At 57.9% G+C, this 17,390-nt stretch carries 17 protein-coding genes; 9 read left to right on the forward strand and 8 right to left on the reverse strand.

The window, feature by feature from the left end; all coding sequences use genetic code 11:
- Positions 1-9 precede the first annotated feature (9 nt).
- Positions 10-2,298, reverse strand: coding sequence for a primary-amine oxidase (gene tynA, locus ACI77H_RS06875; protein WP_407011140.1), 2,289 nt, complete (start codon positions 2,296-2,298; stop codon positions 10-12).
- Between the two features lie 269 nt (positions 2,299-2,567).
- Here tynA and queC point away from each other — a divergent pair, with 269 nt between their 5' ends.
- On the forward strand, positions 2,568-3,257 hold the full coding sequence (queC, locus tag ACI77H_RS06880) for a 7-cyano-7-deazaguanine synthase QueC (protein WP_407011141.1): 690 nt from the start codon (positions 2,568-2,570) through the stop codon (positions 3,255-3,257).
- A gap of 53 nt (positions 3,258-3,310) precedes the next feature.
- On the opposite strand, the gene ACI77H_RS06885 is transcribed toward queC, so the two are convergent.
- Both ACI77H_RS06885 and ACI77H_RS06890 read right to left on the reverse strand, forming a co-directional pair.
- Positions 3,311-4,189, reverse strand: coding sequence for a queuosine precursor transporter (locus ACI77H_RS06885; RefSeq protein ID WP_407011143.1), 879 nt, complete (start codon positions 4,187-4,189; stop codon positions 3,311-3,313).
- On the reverse strand, positions 4,173-4,778 hold the full coding sequence (locus ACI77H_RS06890; RefSeq protein ID WP_407011144.1) for a transcriptional regulator: 606 nt from the start codon (positions 4,776-4,778) through the stop codon (positions 4,173-4,175). The genes ACI77H_RS06885 and ACI77H_RS06890 overlap by 17 nt, the downstream gene beginning before the upstream one ends.
- A gap of 383 nt (positions 4,779-5,161) precedes the next feature.
- On the opposite strand from ACI77H_RS06890, the gene ACI77H_RS06895 reads away from it, so the two are divergent.
- The 5 genes from ACI77H_RS06895 (at position 5,162) to ACI77H_RS06915 (ending at position 9,967) form a co-directional block, all read left to right on the forward strand.
- Positions 5,162-5,548, forward strand: coding sequence for a DUF6124 family protein (locus ACI77H_RS06895; RefSeq protein ID WP_407011146.1), 387 nt, complete (start codon positions 5,162-5,164; stop codon positions 5,546-5,548).
- A 33-nt stretch (positions 5,549-5,581) separates the two neighbouring features.
- The gene (locus ACI77H_RS06900; RefSeq protein ID WP_407011147.1) at positions 5,582-5,836 is read left to right on the forward strand and encodes a hypothetical protein; all 255 of its coding nucleotides are present in this window, start codon (positions 5,582-5,584) and stop codon (positions 5,834-5,836) included.
- An 83-nt stretch (positions 5,837-5,919) separates the two neighbouring features.
- Complete coding sequence (locus ACI77H_RS06905) at positions 5,920-6,420, forward strand: sigma-70 family RNA polymerase sigma factor (RefSeq protein ID WP_407011148.1); 501 nt, start codon at positions 5,920-5,922, stop codon at positions 6,418-6,420.
- Positions 6,421-6,460: 40 nt separating this feature from the next.
- Entirely contained in the window at positions 6,461-7,444 is a 984-nt protein-coding gene (locus ACI77H_RS06910) for a FecR family protein (protein WP_407011149.1), read from the forward strand.
- 141 nt (positions 7,445-7,585) lie between these two features.
- The gene (locus ACI77H_RS06915; RefSeq protein ID WP_407011551.1) at positions 7,586-9,967 is read left to right on the forward strand and encodes a TonB-dependent siderophore receptor; all 2,382 of its coding nucleotides are present in this window, start codon (positions 7,586-7,588) and stop codon (positions 9,965-9,967) included.
- A gap of 111 nt (positions 9,968-10,078) precedes the next feature.
- On the opposite strand, the gene ACI77H_RS06920 is transcribed toward ACI77H_RS06915, so the two are convergent.
- On the reverse strand, positions 10,079-11,230 hold the full coding sequence (locus ACI77H_RS06920; RefSeq protein WP_407011150.1) for an MFS transporter: 1,152 nt from the start codon (positions 11,228-11,230) through the stop codon (positions 10,079-10,081).
- A gap of 165 nt (positions 11,231-11,395) precedes the next feature.
- On the opposite strand from ACI77H_RS06920, the gene ACI77H_RS06925 reads away from it, so the two are divergent.
- Positions 11,396-12,388 (forward strand): diaminopimelate epimerase, encoded by a 993-nt coding sequence (locus tag ACI77H_RS06925; RefSeq protein WP_407011151.1) that lies wholly within the window; start codon positions 11,396-11,398, stop codon positions 12,386-12,388.
- A gap of 129 nt (positions 12,389-12,517) precedes the next feature.
- Here the strand turns inward: ACI77H_RS06925 and codA are convergent, their stop codons facing one another.
- The 4 genes from codA to ACI77H_RS06945 all read right to left on the reverse strand — a co-directional run bounded on the left by codA (position 12,518) and on the right by ACI77H_RS06945 (position 16,538).
- Entirely contained in the window at positions 12,518-13,765 is a 1,248-nt protein-coding gene (gene codA, locus ACI77H_RS06930) for a cytosine deaminase (RefSeq protein WP_407011152.1), read from the reverse strand.
- A gap of 229 nt (positions 13,766-13,994) precedes the next feature.
- On the reverse strand, positions 13,995-14,819 hold the full coding sequence (locus ACI77H_RS06935) for an alpha/beta fold hydrolase (RefSeq protein WP_407011153.1): 825 nt from the start codon (positions 14,817-14,819) through the stop codon (positions 13,995-13,997).
- Between the two features lie 208 nt (positions 14,820-15,027).
- Entirely contained in the window at positions 15,028-15,384 is a 357-nt protein-coding gene (gene queD, locus ACI77H_RS06940; RefSeq protein WP_065884039.1) for a 6-carboxytetrahydropterin synthase QueD, read from the reverse strand.
- 74 nt (positions 15,385-15,458) lie between these two features.
- On the reverse strand, positions 15,459-16,538 hold the full coding sequence (locus tag ACI77H_RS06945; protein ID WP_407011154.1) for a patatin-like phospholipase family protein: 1,080 nt from the start codon (positions 16,536-16,538) through the stop codon (positions 15,459-15,461).
- A 235-nt stretch (positions 16,539-16,773) separates the two neighbouring features.
- Here ACI77H_RS06945 and ACI77H_RS06950 point away from each other — a divergent pair, with 235 nt between their 5' ends.
- Together ACI77H_RS06950 and ACI77H_RS06955 are read left to right on the forward strand one after the other, a co-directional pair.
- Positions 16,774-17,082, forward strand: a complete 309-nt coding sequence (locus ACI77H_RS06950; protein ID WP_407011155.1) for a PepSY domain-containing protein — start codon at positions 16,774-16,776, stop codon at positions 17,080-17,082.
- A complete protein-coding gene (locus tag ACI77H_RS06955; protein ID WP_407011157.1) occupies positions 17,082-17,387 on the forward strand; it encodes a PepSY domain-containing protein in 306 nt (101 codons plus the stop codon). The genes ACI77H_RS06950 and ACI77H_RS06955 overlap by 1 nt, the downstream gene beginning before the upstream one ends.
- Positions 17,388-17,390: the final 3 nt, after the last annotated feature.

Raw genomic sequence — 17,390 nt, forward strand, 5'->3', positions numbered from 1 at the left:
TTGTGTGTATTACTTCGGGGCGCTGAGGTTCAACGTCGGCGTCTCATCAAAGAAATTCCACGGCTTCAACAGCACATGCACCCACTCGGTCGGCATGATCGGCCATTCTTCCGCACGGGCAATGTGCGTGGTGCCGGTGGTCAACCAGACCACATCGTCGGTGTTTTCGATGGATTGGTTGTCGTGGGTGAACTGTCCAAGCCCCGCATCCTTGTCCGAACGGTTCGGGTATTTGCCTTCCGGGTACTTTTCTTCCGGGTTGTAGCGCGTCACCCACAGCTGTTTGTCCATGAAGCTCAGGCGGTGATAGAGCCATTCGTCCTTGCCGAAATTGGCACCCTTGGCTACCGGGTGCGTACCGCCGGCGTACGGAATCAGTTGATAGGAAACCGGGTTGCCGACTTTGTTTTCCTTGCTGGTATTGCTCAGCAGGCGAACGGTCGAAGGGTCGAATTTTTGCGCGGCTTGCTGTTCGGTGCCGACGACTTTGGTGTCGGTCTGCATCGTGCTGGTGCGCGGCCCGCCACGGTCGTTCGGGGCAACCACCGGGTTCACTTCCACCAGCGAGTTGTTCTCACCGTCGACGTCCATGTCGAGGCGGAAGTTGTAGATGTGCTGGTGCGTGGTGCCAACGATGTTGTGGTCCAGCAGCGTGCCGTAGCGCGTGTCTTCCTTGGCGGTGGCTTCGTGCATGGTTTTCGATTTCACGCCTTTGACCGCTTCGATCCCGGTGGCACCGGCGTCGATGCCGATGGTGCCGTTTTGCTGGAAGACCCAGTCGAAAATGTAGTCGTAGTTGCCGACGGTGCTGATCCAGCGCACCACCAGTTCACGCCGTTCGGTACTGAGGTTGGGCTGGCCCATTTCCTGGTGTTTGTATTCCGGGCCGGCGTAACGCTCGAACACCGCCATGGCGCGGGGAATCGAGGTCGGCGCCCCGGTGTAGTCGGCAATCGTGGCGTCCAGCAACACGGCGTTTTCCGGGGCATCTTTGCCGCGCGCAATCGGCGAGGTCAGCGTGCCCATGCCGTAATCGCCCGAGTCGAGATAAGCCTTGAAATACCAGCCGCCATCGGGGTCGCCGTAAGGCACGATCATGCCGCCGAGCGAGCCTTCGTACATGATTTTGCGTTTCTTGCCCTTGTCGTCATAGGTGACGGTGGACAGGATCGGCCCGACGCGCGAGTCGAGGCGAACGTGGAAGTCCCAGTTCTGCCAGTGAATGCTGTTGCCGGTGATGGTGTAGTTTTTCCCCTCGGGCTCGGTAATTTCCAGCGGCTTGACCGCCGTGCCCTTGCGTCCGCGTCCGTCGTACGGCGTTGGTTTCATCGGCACCGGAATGACCGCGTCGTCTTCGATCTTGATCAGCTTCTTCTGTTCCAGATCGACAATCGCCACCAGCCCCTCGATCGGGTGCGCCCAGTAGTTGCCGTCCCCGGTATTCAAATAGCTGACGATTTTCAGCAAGCGCTTGTCCTGCGCGAGGCCGTCCTTGCCGTCGAAGTAACCGACCGTCAACGGCGTGGCCACGACCTTCTTCACATCGCTGATACCGCGCTTGGCCAGTGCCTGCGCATACTCGGGGCTCGCTTCGATGGCCGATTGCACTGTCGCAAAATCATCCAGCAGGACCATGCCGTGGGCGCCTTCGATGGGTTTCCACGACTTGAGCGTCTTGCTGTCGAGATCGACCAGGCCCTCGATCACATGCTTGCCGTCGAGCACCACGATGTTGGCCTGACGCGGCTGGGCTACGTTCTGGCCGGTGTAGACGAAATTCCACACCTGATCCTTCGGCGGCTCGTTGACCGAAACTTCGGTGAAACGGAAACCGGGTTTGTAGTGCTCCGATTGCTTGATGATCTCGACTGCGGTGTTGATCTCGTCCGCGCTCAACGGGTTGAGCGGGTTGGGACGGGTTTCGACGACAAAGGTCTTGTCCAGCCCGGACTGAAACACCTGATTGATGAAGTCCTTGGACATGAAGGCGGTCTTGCCCTTGAACACCACCGGCACGCTCAGCTCCATCCGTTTGCCGTTGAGCACCGCCACTTTGCTGCCCGGTTTGACCTTGAGATAAACGCCGTCCTTGGCAATCACGAACAGGTCGGCGTAGTCGTCCCATTTCACCGTGGCACCAAACTCCTCAAGGCCCGCTTGCAGCGGCACCATTTCGGCGGCGCCGCCGTGGGCCTGGGCGTTGCCCGCCCAGTAAGGCAGGCCGAGCGTGCCAAGACTGATGGCCAGAGCGAGGCGGGCGAGGGGTTTTCTTTTCAGTGAGGCAAAGGAGGTAAACATGTCTGAATTCCTGAACGAACGCCGAGAGCGGGCATGACTGAACTTTGCTACAGCCAGTGACTGGCTTCTTTGGGATTCCTGCCAGAATCCTTTGGCTCCGTGCCTAAATCAACTTTTCTCGCTGGTTCGTCGGGTGATCCAGCAAAGAAACGACACGAACGGAAAAAGGAGACGGTCTTTTCGGAAGCTTCCCACAGCCAGGTATTGAGCTTCCCGGTAGGGTCAACGGCCCCGGCACTCTGCCGTGACACCCCAAGGAAGAACCAACCATGACGAGAAAGGCCGTTATCGTTTTCAGCGGTGGACAAGACTCCACCACCTGCTTGATCCATGCGCTGCCGATATACGATGAAATTCATTGCATTACGTTTGATTACGGCCAGCGGCATCGTGCGGAAATCGAAGTGGCGCGAGAGCTTGCAAAACAGCTGCGAGTGAAGGTGCACAAAGTATTGGACACTTCATTGCTGAATGAACTGGCCGTTAGCAGTTTGACGTGTGACAACATTCCGATTGCAAAGAGTACGGGTGGGGGCGTACCTGATACGTTCGTACCTGGCAGGAATATTCTGTTCTTAACTCTGGCTTCAATGTATGCCTATCAAGTGGGCGCTGAGGCTGTCATTACAGGTGTCTGTGAAACGGAGAGCTCTGGTTATCCCGATTGTGGTGATGAGTTTGTCAAGGTTTTGAACAGTGCTATCCACTTGGGGATGGACTATAAGCTTCGGATCGAAACTCCGCTTATGCGGCTGAACAAAGCTGAGGTTTGGGCCTTGGCTGATTACCATAACCGGTTGGATTTGATTCGCTACAACACATTGACTTGCTACAACGGTATAGCAGGAAGTGGGTGCGGTGACTGTGATGCGTGTGCTCTTCGTGGGAAAGGGTTGAGTGAGTTTCTGGAAAACGGAGCGCAGGTCAGGACCAGTTTAAAAATAAAACTAGGGCTCTAAAAATAAAGTAACGGCTGAGGGAGTTGGCCGGTAGTGCTAACTCCCTCCAGACTTTATGCAGGTTGACCTACAGCTATATATTTTTTAAATAGTGATCTTGCTCCGTAGGCAGGGAGTATATTAAATACTGCGAAGCACATTTTTATAGCTATTTGAACGTAAACGATTTGGAGTATTTCACTATTTTGCATGGCTCCATAAAATGCGATAAAACAAAACAAAAAGCTATCTATTATTACTGCAAAAAAAGTACTGAAGAATACTCGCAGGAATAGAAACCTAGAATTTGTTAGTTCTTTTATCCTGCATAAAAGATAGGAGTTGACGTATTCAGAGAAAAGGAAAGATATACAGGAGGCTATTAATACAGATGACACATGCGTAATCACCTCGCTATAGGGTTCGTCGAGTTTCCAACCGGCTAAACCGGGAAGATAGCTAGTTCCACTTAGTAAAATGATGATAAAAGCGTTGCTTGCGAAAGCGAACAGTATGGCTCGTCTTGCGAGCTTGAGGCCGTAAGATTCATTTAGCAAGTCAACTACTAAAAACGTCAGTGGGTATAGAAAAACGCCGGGAGTAATAACTATGTCAAATAGTTTTATATATACAAGTTTCGTTGCTGCAACATTTGTGAAGATGTAAAGTGCGAAAAGCAGTAGGTTGAGGGCCACATATGTCATCCACGACCTTTCGTGGCGATCATTCATTTCGTAGGTGGTTAAAGCAGTGCCGCCAGAATAATGTTTTCGATAAATGTCCTTGATTTCTACTTTGTTCAAGTTGTCTATTATTTCGCTTTTTAGTATTTCACCTAACTTTATTTTTACGATTTTTCCTGTGGAAATAATCATGATGATGACAAGGTTTTTATTTTTTTCAAATCCCAATAGTTTGTATTTGCTGTTTTCGAGTTCATTCCTGTTTTTCATTAAACCTTTCCTCTAAAATATCTCCAATAATATAAGTGGTGTCGGAGTCAAAGTGGTTTTCGGCGGTTATGATTAATCGATTTGTTACTTTGTTGTATCCTAGCTTGTCTGAGCTGCCATTTGACAAGCCCCTTCTGACTATCAGAAGGTCCCCCGCCTCGTTCATTTCACTGATTGCATTATCGAGAGACACAGCAATCAAATTACAGGCCGTTCCGAAGTAATACGTCAGCGGATGCGTGATAGCCAACTCGCCAATCCTTTTGTCAAGACTCTGTATCAGCAAGCTCTCTCTAATAATCGGGACCGCTGCCGGATTCATATTTCCATCCGGAGAGGCGCTACTCTCTATTATTTCTTTTTCTTCAAAATTTACCGTCTCTATTTCCTTATATGAGACGCCAAAGAAATCCGATATTTTCCGAATAGTAGATTGTTGTACATGGATAACCCGCCCTTCCAAAATGTTATAGATGGTGGTTCGGGTCAAACCGCTGGAGTTGCACAAGGAGAGTCGTGTTTCTCCACGGCTCTTTATCAGGTATTTTATGTTGTTCTTTAGTTTTTCTGTTCTGTCTTTTTTGTGCATTAAAATATCTACCATTTGCCGGTTGTTGCAATAGATTGCGCGTGCGTAGTGGCTCTCATTGAGCGCAGCATCCTACACATCTGTCGCTCGGACAAAAATGATAATTCTGAGAATAATCCATCACTGGTTGAATGGGTTTTCATTGTGCGAGCGGGTGTCGTCATTACATGTAAGACGTTACCTACTCAGATTAAAGAATTCTCTTACAGTAACTATGAATTATTCGGGATAGGAATCATTTAATTACACAGATGTTCATTTATTTGATTAATAAAATGGAATTTTCTGGTAATAAATCTACCGTTCAGTCATGTATCACCATCAATCAAATCTGGTTGAAGGCAAGAGACAGGCACTTTCTAAACCTTGCAAGGAGCTCCGGCGTGAAAAAGTCCAGCCCAATCGCAACCGAACCGCCAGGCCTTTCGGCCAGTACCACCGTCCCTTCACCCAAACGTTCCAAACCCACCGAACAACTCGTCAGCGTGCCCCTGCGCACTCACAAATACCCCGAATCAGCCAGCCATTTCTTCACCGTAGTGCCGGATGCCGATACGGGAGCCATGCTCTGTCATGCCTCGGAAACGCTTGCTTCCCTGAGTGTGATGGCCACTGATCTCGCTCGGGAACTCGAGGGACCGCGTCGCCAAATCATATTGACCATCCAGCAACTGTCCGCAATTGGTGAGTTACTGGTCAATCGAGCCCTGGAAAACCTTGAGCCGCCCCGGGGATCGTCTGAAGGTCGTCCAACGGCCACCGCTGAATAATCGTGTGTTTTTTACCACTGGAGGTTTTTCGTCATGGATCGATACATGCCTGTCACCGGCATCGACTGCAACGTCCCGTCACTGTTGATCGACACTGAAGCACCACTGGACGTGTTGCACGAAACGGCGGCCTACCGCATTCGTACCGCAACGCAACTGCTGGAGAGTTTTGCGTGCGGTGAGGGTGTGCACAGTGAACTGGCGCGAGTGTTGGTGACTTCATTGCGCGACGGCTGTGATTTGCTGGATGTTGTCGGGCGACGATTGCAGGGCCAGGTTTCAGCATAGAAAGCGGGCGCCTTTCAGCGCCCCATTGCTTCCGGTTAATAGGAAGCATTACTATTCACGCCTCGTCTTCACAGCACACCGCAATGACCCCCAAGTTGCCCCGCAGACACGGCTTTTTCGAGCATTACGAAGAGTTGGTTGGCACCTGGACCCGTCGCCTGAGAAATCGTCAGCAGGCTGAGGATCTGGCCCACGACACCTTCGTGCGGGTGCTTGAGTCCGATTCGGCGGCGGTCGAACAACCTCGGGCGTATTTGCACCAGACCGCGCGCAACATCGCGGTGGATGGTTACCGGCGTGAGGATCGGCGGGGCGCTATGGAGTCGGAGGCGATCGATCACAGAGTGTCGTCGTCCGGCGACCCGGAGCATTTCATGCAGGCGATCCAGTTGGCTGATTCCATTGAACGGGCGCTCACCGAGCTGCCGGTCAATTGTCGCAAAGTGTTTGTGTGGCAGAAGATCGAGGGGCTGACCCAGGCCGAAATCGCCGAACGCCTGGGACTGTCCAAGAATATGGTGGAAAAGTATATGATCCGCACCCTGCGGCATCTGCGCGAGCGCCTCGACGGACTGCAATCATGATCGGCCGCGCCGTGCCATCCCCGGCCAAACAGGAACTTCCATGATGGATACTCGTGATTGTGCGTGCGGGCAAACAACGGTTCGCGATGAGGCGGCGCAGTGGTTTGTGCGTTTGCAGGAACCGACCATTGACGTCGAAGAGCGCCAGCGTTTTGAGCTCTGGCTGAGCGAGCACCCTCAGCATCGCGACGAATTCCAATTGCTTCAGGGCCTGTGGGCCGCCGCAGACCTGGTGCCGCGTGAGCGCCTGCAAGCCTTGTGCGAAACCCCGCCGCCCCGCAACAAACGTCGCCCGTTGGTGCGTTATGCCGTGGCCGCCAGTGTATTGGCCGTGGCGCTCGGCCTGGGGGTGTTCAGCGGCTTGAATCAACCCACCCCTTACACCGCTGAGTTTTCGACGGCCTTGGGCGAACGTCGCCAGGTGGCGTTGCCGGACGGTTCGGTGATCGATCTGAACAGCCGCAGCCGCGTTCAGGTGCGCTTTGAAAAAGGCCAGCGAAACGTCGAACTGGCGGAAGGTGAGGCGATGTTCAGCGTCGCGCACGACAGCGATCGGCCGTTCGTGGTCGAAGCGGGCAGCGGCAAGGTCACGGTCACCGGCACCCGTTTCGATGTGCGTCGCGGCGTGAGCGAAACCCGGGTCGTGGTTGAGCAGGGCACGGTCAGGGTTCAGGGGCGCGAGGCGGCCGACAACGAATTCATCAGCCTCACCGCCGGCCTCGGTACTCGCGTCGACGCCCAAGGTGCAGTTGCGGCAGCGTATGCCGTCAACCCGGCGGAACTGACCGCCTGGCGCAGCGGCAAACTGGTGTTCAACAATGCCAGCCTGGCCGAAGTGGCCGAGGAAGTGTCGCGCTATCGGGAGAAACCCCTCACCGTCGGCAACGACAAAGTCGGCAATTTGCGCCTGACCAGCGTGTTCAAATCCGACAACACCGACGCACTGCTCAAGGCCTTGCCGAACATCCTGCCGGTGGCCGTGCGCACCCTCGCTGACGGTAGTCAGGAAATAATTTCACAATAAATTCAGGTTTTTTTCGAGTTCAACGTCTTCTAGCCTAACTGCAACTGGTTTGCATTAACAAACGCATGCTTTTGCGCTCCACAGGATTAGGTTCGACGTGAAAAAAACCACTGCCAAAACAACACATTCCTTAGGTTACCGCTGGCCCTTGCGCTGGCGGTCAACGTTGCGCTGCCCCAGGCCTTTGCTGCCGATGCCATTCACATCCCGGCGCAACCCTTGGGTCAGGCGCTGAGTGAACTCGGCCAGCAAACCTCGTTGCAGGTTTTTTTCAATCCGGAACTGGTCGCCGGTAAACAGGCCCCGGCGGTGGATGGCAACCTTTCGCCGGAACAGGCCCTGCGCCAGTTGCTGCAAGGCAGCGGCCTTGAGTATCAGATCGATGAAGGTTCGGTGACCCTGACTCAGGTTCCGACTTCCGCCACCAATGGCCCTCTGGAACTGGGTGTGACCGACATCAAGGTCGTCGGCGACTGGCTGGGTGACGCCGATGCCGCTGTGGTGCAAAACCACCCCGGCGCCCGCACGGTGATTCGCCGCGAAGCCATGGTCGAGCAAGGCGCGATGAACGTCGGCGACGTGTTGAAGCGCATACCCGGTGTGCAAGTGCAGGAAGCTAACGGCACTGGCGGCAGCGATATCTCCCTGAACGTCGGCGTGCGTGGCCTGACTTCGCGCCTGTCGCCACGCTCCACGGTGCTGATCGACGGTGTGCCGGCCGCGTTCGCGCCCTACGGTCAGCCACAGTTGTCGATGGCACCGATTTCCTCCGGCAACCTCGACAGCATCGACGTCGTGCGCGGTGCCGGTTCCGTGCGCTACGGGCCGCAGAACGTCGGCGGTGTGATCAACTTCGTGACCCGCGCCATTCCGGAAAAAGCCTCCGCCGAAATCGGCACCACCCTGGAAACCTCCAAGCACGGTGGCTGGAAGCACATCGACACGGCGTTCGTCGGCGGTACCGCAGACAACGGCATCGGCGTGGCGCTGTTGTATTCGGGCGTGAACGGCAACGGTTACCGTGAGCGCAACAACGGCAACGACATCGACGACGTGCTGCTCAAGACCCATTGGGCACCGACCGATGTCGACGATTTCAGCCTCAACCTGCACTACTACGACGCCAGCGCCGACATGCCCGGCGGCCTGACCCAGGCGCAATACGACGCCAATCCGTTCCAGTCCGACCGCAACAACGACAACTTCAGCGGACGCCGCAAGGACATCTCGTTCAAGTGGGCGCGGCAAATCGATGACCGTACGCAGGCGGAAGTGCTGACGTACTACTCCGACAGTTTCCGTGGCAGCAACATCGCTGCCCGCGACCAGAAGACCCTCGGCTCGTTTCCGCGTACCTACTACACCTTTGGTATCGAGCCGCGGGTGTCCCATGTATTCGACGTGGGCCCGACCACCCAGGAAGTCAGCGTCGGTTATCGCTACCTCAAGGAAGGCATGCACGAACAGGCGAGCCGTCTGGAGCTGAACAAGAGCAACGAGCCCGTCGTGACCAAGGCCTCGGACGGCCATGTGTATCAGGATCGCACTGGCGGTACCGAGGCCAACTCGGTGTATGTCGATAACAAAATCGACGTTGGTAACTGGACCGTTACGCCCGGTATCCGCTTTGAACACATCAGCACCGACTGGCACGAGCGCCCCGGACGTGATGCCGATGGCAAGCGTGTTTCAGAGAAGAATCGCAGCATCGAAAGCAACGAGCCGCTGCCGGCCTTGAGTGTGATGTATCACCTCTCCGATGCCTGGAAACTGTTCGCCAACTACGAGACTTCGTTCGGCAGCCTGCAGTATTTCCAGCTCGGCCAGGGCGGTACGGGTGACAGCACCGCCAACGGTCTGGAGCCGGAAAAAGCCAAGACCTACGAGATCGGCACGCGCTACAACGATGATGTGTGGGGCGGTGAAGTGACGCTGTTCTACATCGACTTCGATAAAGAGTTGCAGTACATCAGCAACGATGCGGGCTGGACCAACCTCGGCGCGACCACGCACCAGGGCATCGAGACGTCAGTGCACTATGACATGACGGCACTGGACCCACGGCTCGATGGCCTGACCGCCAACGCCGGTTTCACCTACACGCGTGCCGTTTATGAAGGCGAGATTCCGGGCTTCAAGGGCCGTGACTTGCCGTTCTACTCGCGCCAGGTCGTGACTGCCGGCCTGCGTTATGACATCGACCGCTGGACCTACAACGTCGATGCGTTTGCCCAGTCCAAACAACGTTCACCGGGCGTTGCCGTGAATGCCAATGGCAGCTTCACCAACAAGTACGTCACCGAAGGCACTGCCGACGGTCAGTACGGCGACATTCCGGGTTATGTCACCTGGAACGTGCGCGGGGGTTATGACTTTGGCGCGCAACTATCGAACCTGAAAGTTGGTGCCGGGGTGAAAAACATCTTCGACAAGCAGTACTTCACCCGCTCCAGCGACAACAACTCCGGCATGTACGTCGGCGCACCGCGCACGTTCTTTGTGCAGGCCAGCGTCGGGTTCTGATAGACCGAGTCGCCTGCATCGCCGGCAAGCCGGCTCCTACAGGTTTTGCGTCGTGCACAAATTGTGTGAATGACATGAAACCTGCAGGAGCGGGCTTGCCGGCGATGCTTTTCAGACCTTCAACACTTTCCCGCCAATGGCCACAGCCACCAGCAACACCGCCATCAACCCAAAGGCAAAGCTCAAACTGCTGCCGTGGGCGATGAACCCGATCACCGCCGGCCCCGCCAGAATCCCCGCATAACCCAGCGTGGTAATCGCCGGCACGGCAATGCTTTCCGGCATGACCGTCTGCTTGCCCACCGCGGTATACAGCACCGGCACAATGTTCGAACAACCTGCGCCCAGCAGCGCGTAACCCACCAGCGCCATCTCCCAGCTCGGGGCGAACGTCGCCAGAAACAGGCCCGCAGCGGCCGTCAGCCCACCGACTACGATCACCCGTGTCGCGCCCAGGCGCCGGACGATTTTGTCGCCGGTCAACCGCCCGACCGTCATGGTCAGCGCAAACGCCGCATAACCCAACCCTGCGTACGCCATGTCGATTCCGCGTTCCTGCGCCAGGAACACCGCGCTCCAGTCCAGCGCTGCGCCCTCGGCGAGGAACACGATGAAGCACATCCCGCCGATGAACAGCACGATGCCGTGGGGCACGGCAAACGCCGGTCCGGAACTTTCGCTGCCGTAAGGCAACAGGTGCGGCGCGGCTTTGCACAGTGCGATCAGCAGCAGGACGATCACCACCAGCATCGCCCCCAACGGCGAAACCCCGAAGCCGAGCAGGGCACTGACACCCGCCGCCCCGACAATCCCGCCGAGGCTGAACAGCCCGTGGAACCCCGACATCATGGTCTTGCCGCTGGCCCGCTCGACGATCACCGCTTGCAGGTTCACCGTCGAGTCCACCGTGCCGAGACCGGCGCCGAACATGAACAAGGCCGCAATCAGCGCCGGGATCGAGGACACCGTCGCCAGTAGCGGCAACGCCAGACAGATCAACAACGTGCCGCCCGTCAGCACACGCCGACAGCCGAAACGCGTGGCCAGCAGTCCCGCCATCGGCATCGCCAGAATCGAGCCCACCCCCAGGCACAACAACAGCAAACCGAGGGTGCCTTCATCCAGCCCGGCCCGGGCCTTGGCGTAAGGCACCAGCGGCGCCCACGCGGCAATCCCGAAACCGGCGATGAAGAAGGCAATGCGCGTGGACATCTGTTCCAGGCGTCCGGGCACGAAAGGGGTTGGCGTGGTGAGGTTGGTCATATCTATCCTTGGCAAAAAACGACGCGCCCCCAAGGGACAGTGACTCACCCATGAGGTTCGATCAGCGTCCGGACGGTTTCGCGGTCAGGCAGGGTGACATCCTTGCACAGCCCGTCGCGGTTTCGCGATATGTTGCACGCCTGCGATGGTTATACGGGAGGCGCCATGACGTCGTTCTACGATGCTCGAGGCAATATTTACGCGGTGGTTGCACCTGACGCCGTGCGTCGCGAAGGGATCGATTTGCCTGAGCAGGCGAGTTTTGCGGCGCAAACCCGCGAGGCTTGGGCTTTGTCGGCCATCGAGGCGTTCTGTGCCTGGACGCCGGGCACGCAACCGCCCGGCAGCAAGGACCATCGCTGCGATGGTCTGCTGGTCGGCCCGTTTCAAGCGTCGCCGCCGTTCGATCTGTTGATCGTCAACACCGACGGCACATTGGCCGAGCGCAGTGGCAACGGCCTGACGATTTTCTCCCAGGCGCTCAGCGACCAAGGGCTTTTTCCGCACAGCGCGGCGTGTGTGCTCAGGGTTCATCACGACAAGGCTGATGCGCCTTCGCCCGGTGAAACATCGGTGAACCGCGCGCAGGTCGAGGGTGTGCAGGGCTTCTGGCTGGATCTGGGCCAACCATCGTTCGGGCCGGGGGCGGTCAGCGCTCATGGGGTTGCCGAAGTGGCGTTCAACGGTCGCGAGCTCAGCCACGTAGCACCGCTGGCGGCGCTTGATCCGGCCTGGTCCCACAGTCAGTTCGTGCGGGTTGGCAATCCGCACTGCGTGACGCTTGTGGAGGATGCCGTGGCATTGCCGGCCAATGAACAGATGCGCGAAGCGCGATTGTCCGAAGGATTGACGCGCATTGCCTACGCCATGCCGACCGGCGCGGGTCGACCCTGTCCGGCGGGGGTCAATCTGCAATGGGCGATGCGTGAATCTGAAGGGCGGATCGCTGCTCGGGTGTTCGAGCGCGGGGAAGGCCCGACGGCGTCGTCCGGCACCAGTGCGAGTGCGGTAGCGTGCGCGGCGTGGCGGGTGGGTTGGGTGGCGGCAGGCGAGGTGAGGGTGGTGATGCCCGGTGGTACGGCGCCGATTTTGTTGGAAGAGGAGCAGGGTGAATTAAGTCGGGTCAACCTGTTTGGTACGGCGCGGTTGATGGGTTGATAGCACAATTGCTATCGCGGGCAAGCCCGCTCCCACAGGTTTGTGTGGCGTGCAAAAGATTTGTGTACGACATGAAACCCTGTGGGCACAAGCTTGCTCGCGATGGCGTCTGCCCTGTCAACGCAACCTTCAGCACTGATCGCCAAAAAATTCCACGACCGGCATCTGCCGCCGCATCAACACCTTCCCATCGCGCACCGAATACAGCGGCAAGCCCTGACTGCGAATGACCTCGTAATCGCTGTCCGCCGAAAGAATCAGCAGATTCGCCGGCCGCCCGGGCTCAAGTCCATACCGATCCCCAAGGTTCATCGCCTTGGCGCTGTTGTCGGTGACCAGGTCCAGCGCACTTTGCAGGTTGCGATACCCGAGCATGTGACAGATGTGCAGACCCGCTTCGAGCACCCGCAGGATGTTGCCGTTACCCAGCGGATACCACGGGTCGACGATCGAATCCTGGCCGAAGCACACGTTCATCCCCGCTTCGAGCAATTCATTCACTCGGGTGACGCCGCGACGTTTCGGGAAGTTGTCGAAGCGCCCTTGCAGGTGGATGCTTTCGGTGGGGCATGAGACAAAACTGATCCCCGAATGCCCGAGCAGGCGAAACAGTTTGGCGCAGTACGCGTTGTCGTAAGAGCCCATGGCCGTGGTGTGGCTGGCCGTGACCCGCGAACCCATGTCGCGGCTGCGGGCTTCTTCGGCGAGCACTTCGAGAAATCGCGAGTGCGGGTCGTCGGTTTCATCGCAATGCACGTCCACCAGGCAACCGGTGCGTTCGGCCAGGTCCATCAGGAACTTCACTGAACTCACGCCCTGATCGCGGGTGTATTCGAAATGCGGAATCCCGCCGACCACGTCCGCGCCCATGCGGATCGCTTCTTCCATCAGCTCGCGACCGTTGCGGTACGACTCGATGCCTTCCTGGGGGAAAGCGACGATTTGCAGGTCGATCAGGTGCCGGCTTTCCTCGCGCACTTCGAGCATCGCCTTCAGCGCCGTCAGCTGCGGGTCGGTGACATCGACGTGGGTGCGCACATGCTGGATGCCGTGGGCGGCGAGGGTCTGGATGGTTTTCCTGGCGCGGGTCTTGGTGTCTTCCTCGGTGATCGTCACCTTGCGCTCGCCCCAGCATTCGATGCCTTCGAACAGCGTGCCGCTCATGTTCCAGCGCGGCTCGCCGGCAGTCAGCGTGGCGTCGAGGTGGATGTGCGGTTCGACGAAGGGCGGCACCACCAGGTTGCCGCCGGCGTCCAGATCATCGGGGCCCAGGGTCGGCGCTTCGGTCTGACGGGCAATGTTGCTGATCAGGCCGTTTTCCAGGTGCAACTCATGCAGGCCTTCTTGGTTGCGCAGGCGGGCGTTGATGATGTGCATCAGGCGAATCCTTTTTAGAAATCTTGTAAGGGTGCGTTGGCGCTTTGCGTGTCGAATACGCCCGTCTATCACATACGTTAGCGCGGCAGTGGCAATCGAGCATCGGCCGGACGTGAATATTGACCACGGCAGCGAAAGAAAAACCCGCCATTGATCGGAACCTACTGAAGGAGCTCGGTACTTTTTAGGAGCCCGCAGCAAGCCTGCTCTTACAAGAAATCGTGTTTTTTCAGGGGGATTGGGGCAAAAAGCGCAGCAGTGCGGCAATGATGGCTTCGGGTGCATCTTCCTGGACCAGATGCCCGGCATTGGGGATCGGGTGAAACTGCGCCCCCGGAATCATCTGCTGCAGCGCGCGGCCACGCTCGATGGGAATCCACTGATCATCCTCGCCCCACAGAATCTGCACCGGGCAGCGAATCGTCGGGTATAGCCCCTCGACCTGACGGGTATAGCGCTGATCCATTTGCGCGATCTGCCGGTAAAACGCTGCTTGCCCCGGATCGCCCAGCCACGGTTGCACATACGGCGCGAGCTCATCATCGGGTATGTCGCGCTTGATTGCCCCGCGCACATAGGCCGGCACAATCGCCCGTTGAATGTAATCAGGCACGCCGCCGAACGCCGCTTCATGCTGCCGCACATGCTGCACGAACGGCGAACCCCACGGCGTCAACGCGACGGGGTCGATCAGCGTCAGGCTGCGGTAGTCCTTGCCGTTCAGCAGATGCGCGCGCAGCACCGTCGCGCCGCCGAAATCGTGGGCCACCACATCCGGGCAGTCCAGGCCCCAATGCTCCAGCAGCTGCGTCAACAGTTCGTTCTGCACGCCCAGCGACACATCCCCCTCGACCTTCTCGGACAGCCCATAACCCAGCAGGTCGAAGTAATGCACCCGGTGCGACGTGATGAAGTGCGGCGCAATCCGGTGCCACACATACGAAGAGAACGGCGTGCCATGCACAAACACCAATGGCGGGCCGTCGCCACGCACGGCGTAACGGACGGAGTGCCCGTTGAAGCGATAGGTTTGAGCCAGCGGCCAGTCAGTCATGGGGACGTCCTCTTGGCGGGTACAAGCCCAAAAGCATAGGCATAAAAAAACAGCCGATGAAGGCTGTTTTTTATATCACTGACGAAACGCATTCCCCCGTGTGGGAGCGGGCTTGCTCGCGAAAGCGGTTTGTCAGGCGGCAGAAATGTCGACTGATACACCGCTTTCGCGAGCAAGCCCGCTCCCACAGGGAATGAGTTCGTCTGGTTTATTCGCCGCGATAAATGCAACCGCTGGTGCACGTCTCGTGAATACGGATCGCACTCAGCTCAGGCAACAAGGGCTTCAACTCAACCCAGATCCACTTGGCCAACACTTCACTGGTCGGATTCTCCAACCCCGGAATGTCATTCAAATAGTTGTGATCCAGGCGCTCATACAACGGCTTGAAGATCGCCTTGATCTCCGAGAAGTCACGAATCCAGCCGGTATGCGGATCAAGGTCGCCACTCAGATGAATCGCCACTTTGAACGAGTGACCGTGCAGGCGGCCACACTTGTGGCCGTCCGGGACGTGGGGCAGGCGGTGGGCGGATTCGAAGGTAAATTCTTTGAAGATTTCCACAGTGTTTTCAGCTCTGTCAGGTGGCGATCGCCGCGGCGATTTGGGCAGGCGGCGAGTTTAACAGCTTGTCCTGACTAAAGGGTCAGCAAGCGTTCGCCAAGGCGACCGTTGGCGGCCAGTTCGAGAAACTCATCGCCCAGCCTGCGACTTTCCTCCATCGTCGCGCGCCAGTATTTCTGCCGGCTCGGCGCATCGCCCATGAAACGCTTGAAGTCGTTGCGGTCCGGCAGTTTGCCGTAGGGCAGGCGCGCCAGGTATTCCTTCGACGGCGCCAGCAACAAAACGTCCTGCAACCGTGCAGGACAGGCGCGGCGCCACGGCAGGGTCTTGTCGAACCAGCCGGGAATCACCCGGTCGGTGAAGTGCGGATAGAGCACGATGTCGCTGCCGCTGTAGGGCAAGTCGAGGTGATAGTCGAGCAGGCCGCCGTCGCGGAACGTGCCGGCGCCAGCGCCCGGCAGGTCGCGCACGCCTTCCATGACCATCGGGATCGAGCCCGAGGCGAGCAGCGCCTGGCGCAGGTTGCCGGCATTCAACGCGACGAAGCGCGAGGGGAAATCGTTCAGCGCATTGACCGGTGGGGCCAGGCGCGGGTCGTGGATGATCAGCCGCTCGAAATGCCGCGACAGCCGCGCACGACCGCGCAGGTTGTCTGCGATTATCGACGACAGGCCCAACCCGAGACGACCGCGATGATCGTCCGCGAGCAGGCCGTGGCTTTTGACCACCATGATGTTCAGTCGGTAATGGGCGTTGCTCAAAATCGCCGCATCGCGGCCGTCGAGCAGGTCGTCGAGCATGCGTTGCGAGCTCTGGCTGATCTGCGCCATGGTCACGCCTTTGGCGAAATTCTGCTCGGTGTACAGGTGACCGAGACGGCGAATGCCTTCGGCCGCGTCCGGCAGGCACGCACTGGCGAAGCGCCAGGAGCCGACCGATGCGCCGATCAGCGACCGTTCACGCGGCGCGGCGGGCAGCCATTCGCCGAACAGCGCCAGGTCCAGACCTTGAATCCCCAATGCCTTCGGCCCGCCAGCGGCGCCGGGCAGCGTACCGACATCGGCGGCGCTCAAACCGTTTTCACGAATGCGCGCGAAGGCACGCGGGCCGGCCTTGAGGGTCAGGGAGGGGAATTTGATGTGGATGGCGGTCATACCGGTCTCGATGTCTGGCAAGCGGGCGGATTATAAACAGCTGTGCGTATTGCAAACACCGAACCCGTAGGAGCCGGCTTGCCGGCGATGACAATTCCAAGGACGCCATCGCCGGCAAGCCGGGCTCCTACAGGTTTGGTGTTAGCCATTCCAATGATGGCAATTCAGTTTCAATTAAGTTCGAATCGCTAAGGTGGCCGCCGTACGCAACACATAAAAAATACGGAGACACCCCATGAAAACCCTGACTGCCCTGTTCACCGCCTCCATCATTGCCATGACCGCCAGCCTCGCCCATGCCCGCGACCTGGGCCCCGACGAAGCCCTGCGGCTGCGCGACGCTGGTACCATTGTGTCTTTCGAGAAGCTCAACGCCACGGCATTGGCCAAACACCCAGGCTCGACGGTTACCGAAACCGAGCTGGAAGAAGAGTACGGCAAGTACATCTATCAGGTGGAGCTGCGCGACCCACAAGGCATTGGGTGGGACCTGGAATTGGACGCCGTAAGCGGGCAAATACTCAAGGATCATCAGGATAAGTAATGAAGGTGTGTGCATTTTCACGTATGGCGCTGGTGCTCCTGGCGTTTTGCTCGGTCGTCATGGCTCGCGACCTCGACCAGGACGAAGCCCTGCGCCTGCGCCAGCAGGGCGTGATCCTGCCGCTTGAACAGCTCTTGCAGCAGGCGCTAGGCCTGTATCCCGGGTCCAAACTGCTGGAAGCCGAGCTTGAAGAGAAACACGACGTCTACATTTATGAAGTCGAGCTGCTGACCACCGAAGGGGTGGTCCGTGAACTGGACCTCGATGCCACCACTGGCCAGTTACTGAAAGACAAGGAAGATTGACCG

This window comes from Pseudomonas sp. O230, from assembly GCF_045447035.1.
Lineage (GTDB): Bacteria > Pseudomonadota > Gammaproteobacteria > Pseudomonadales > Pseudomonadaceae > Aquipseudomonas.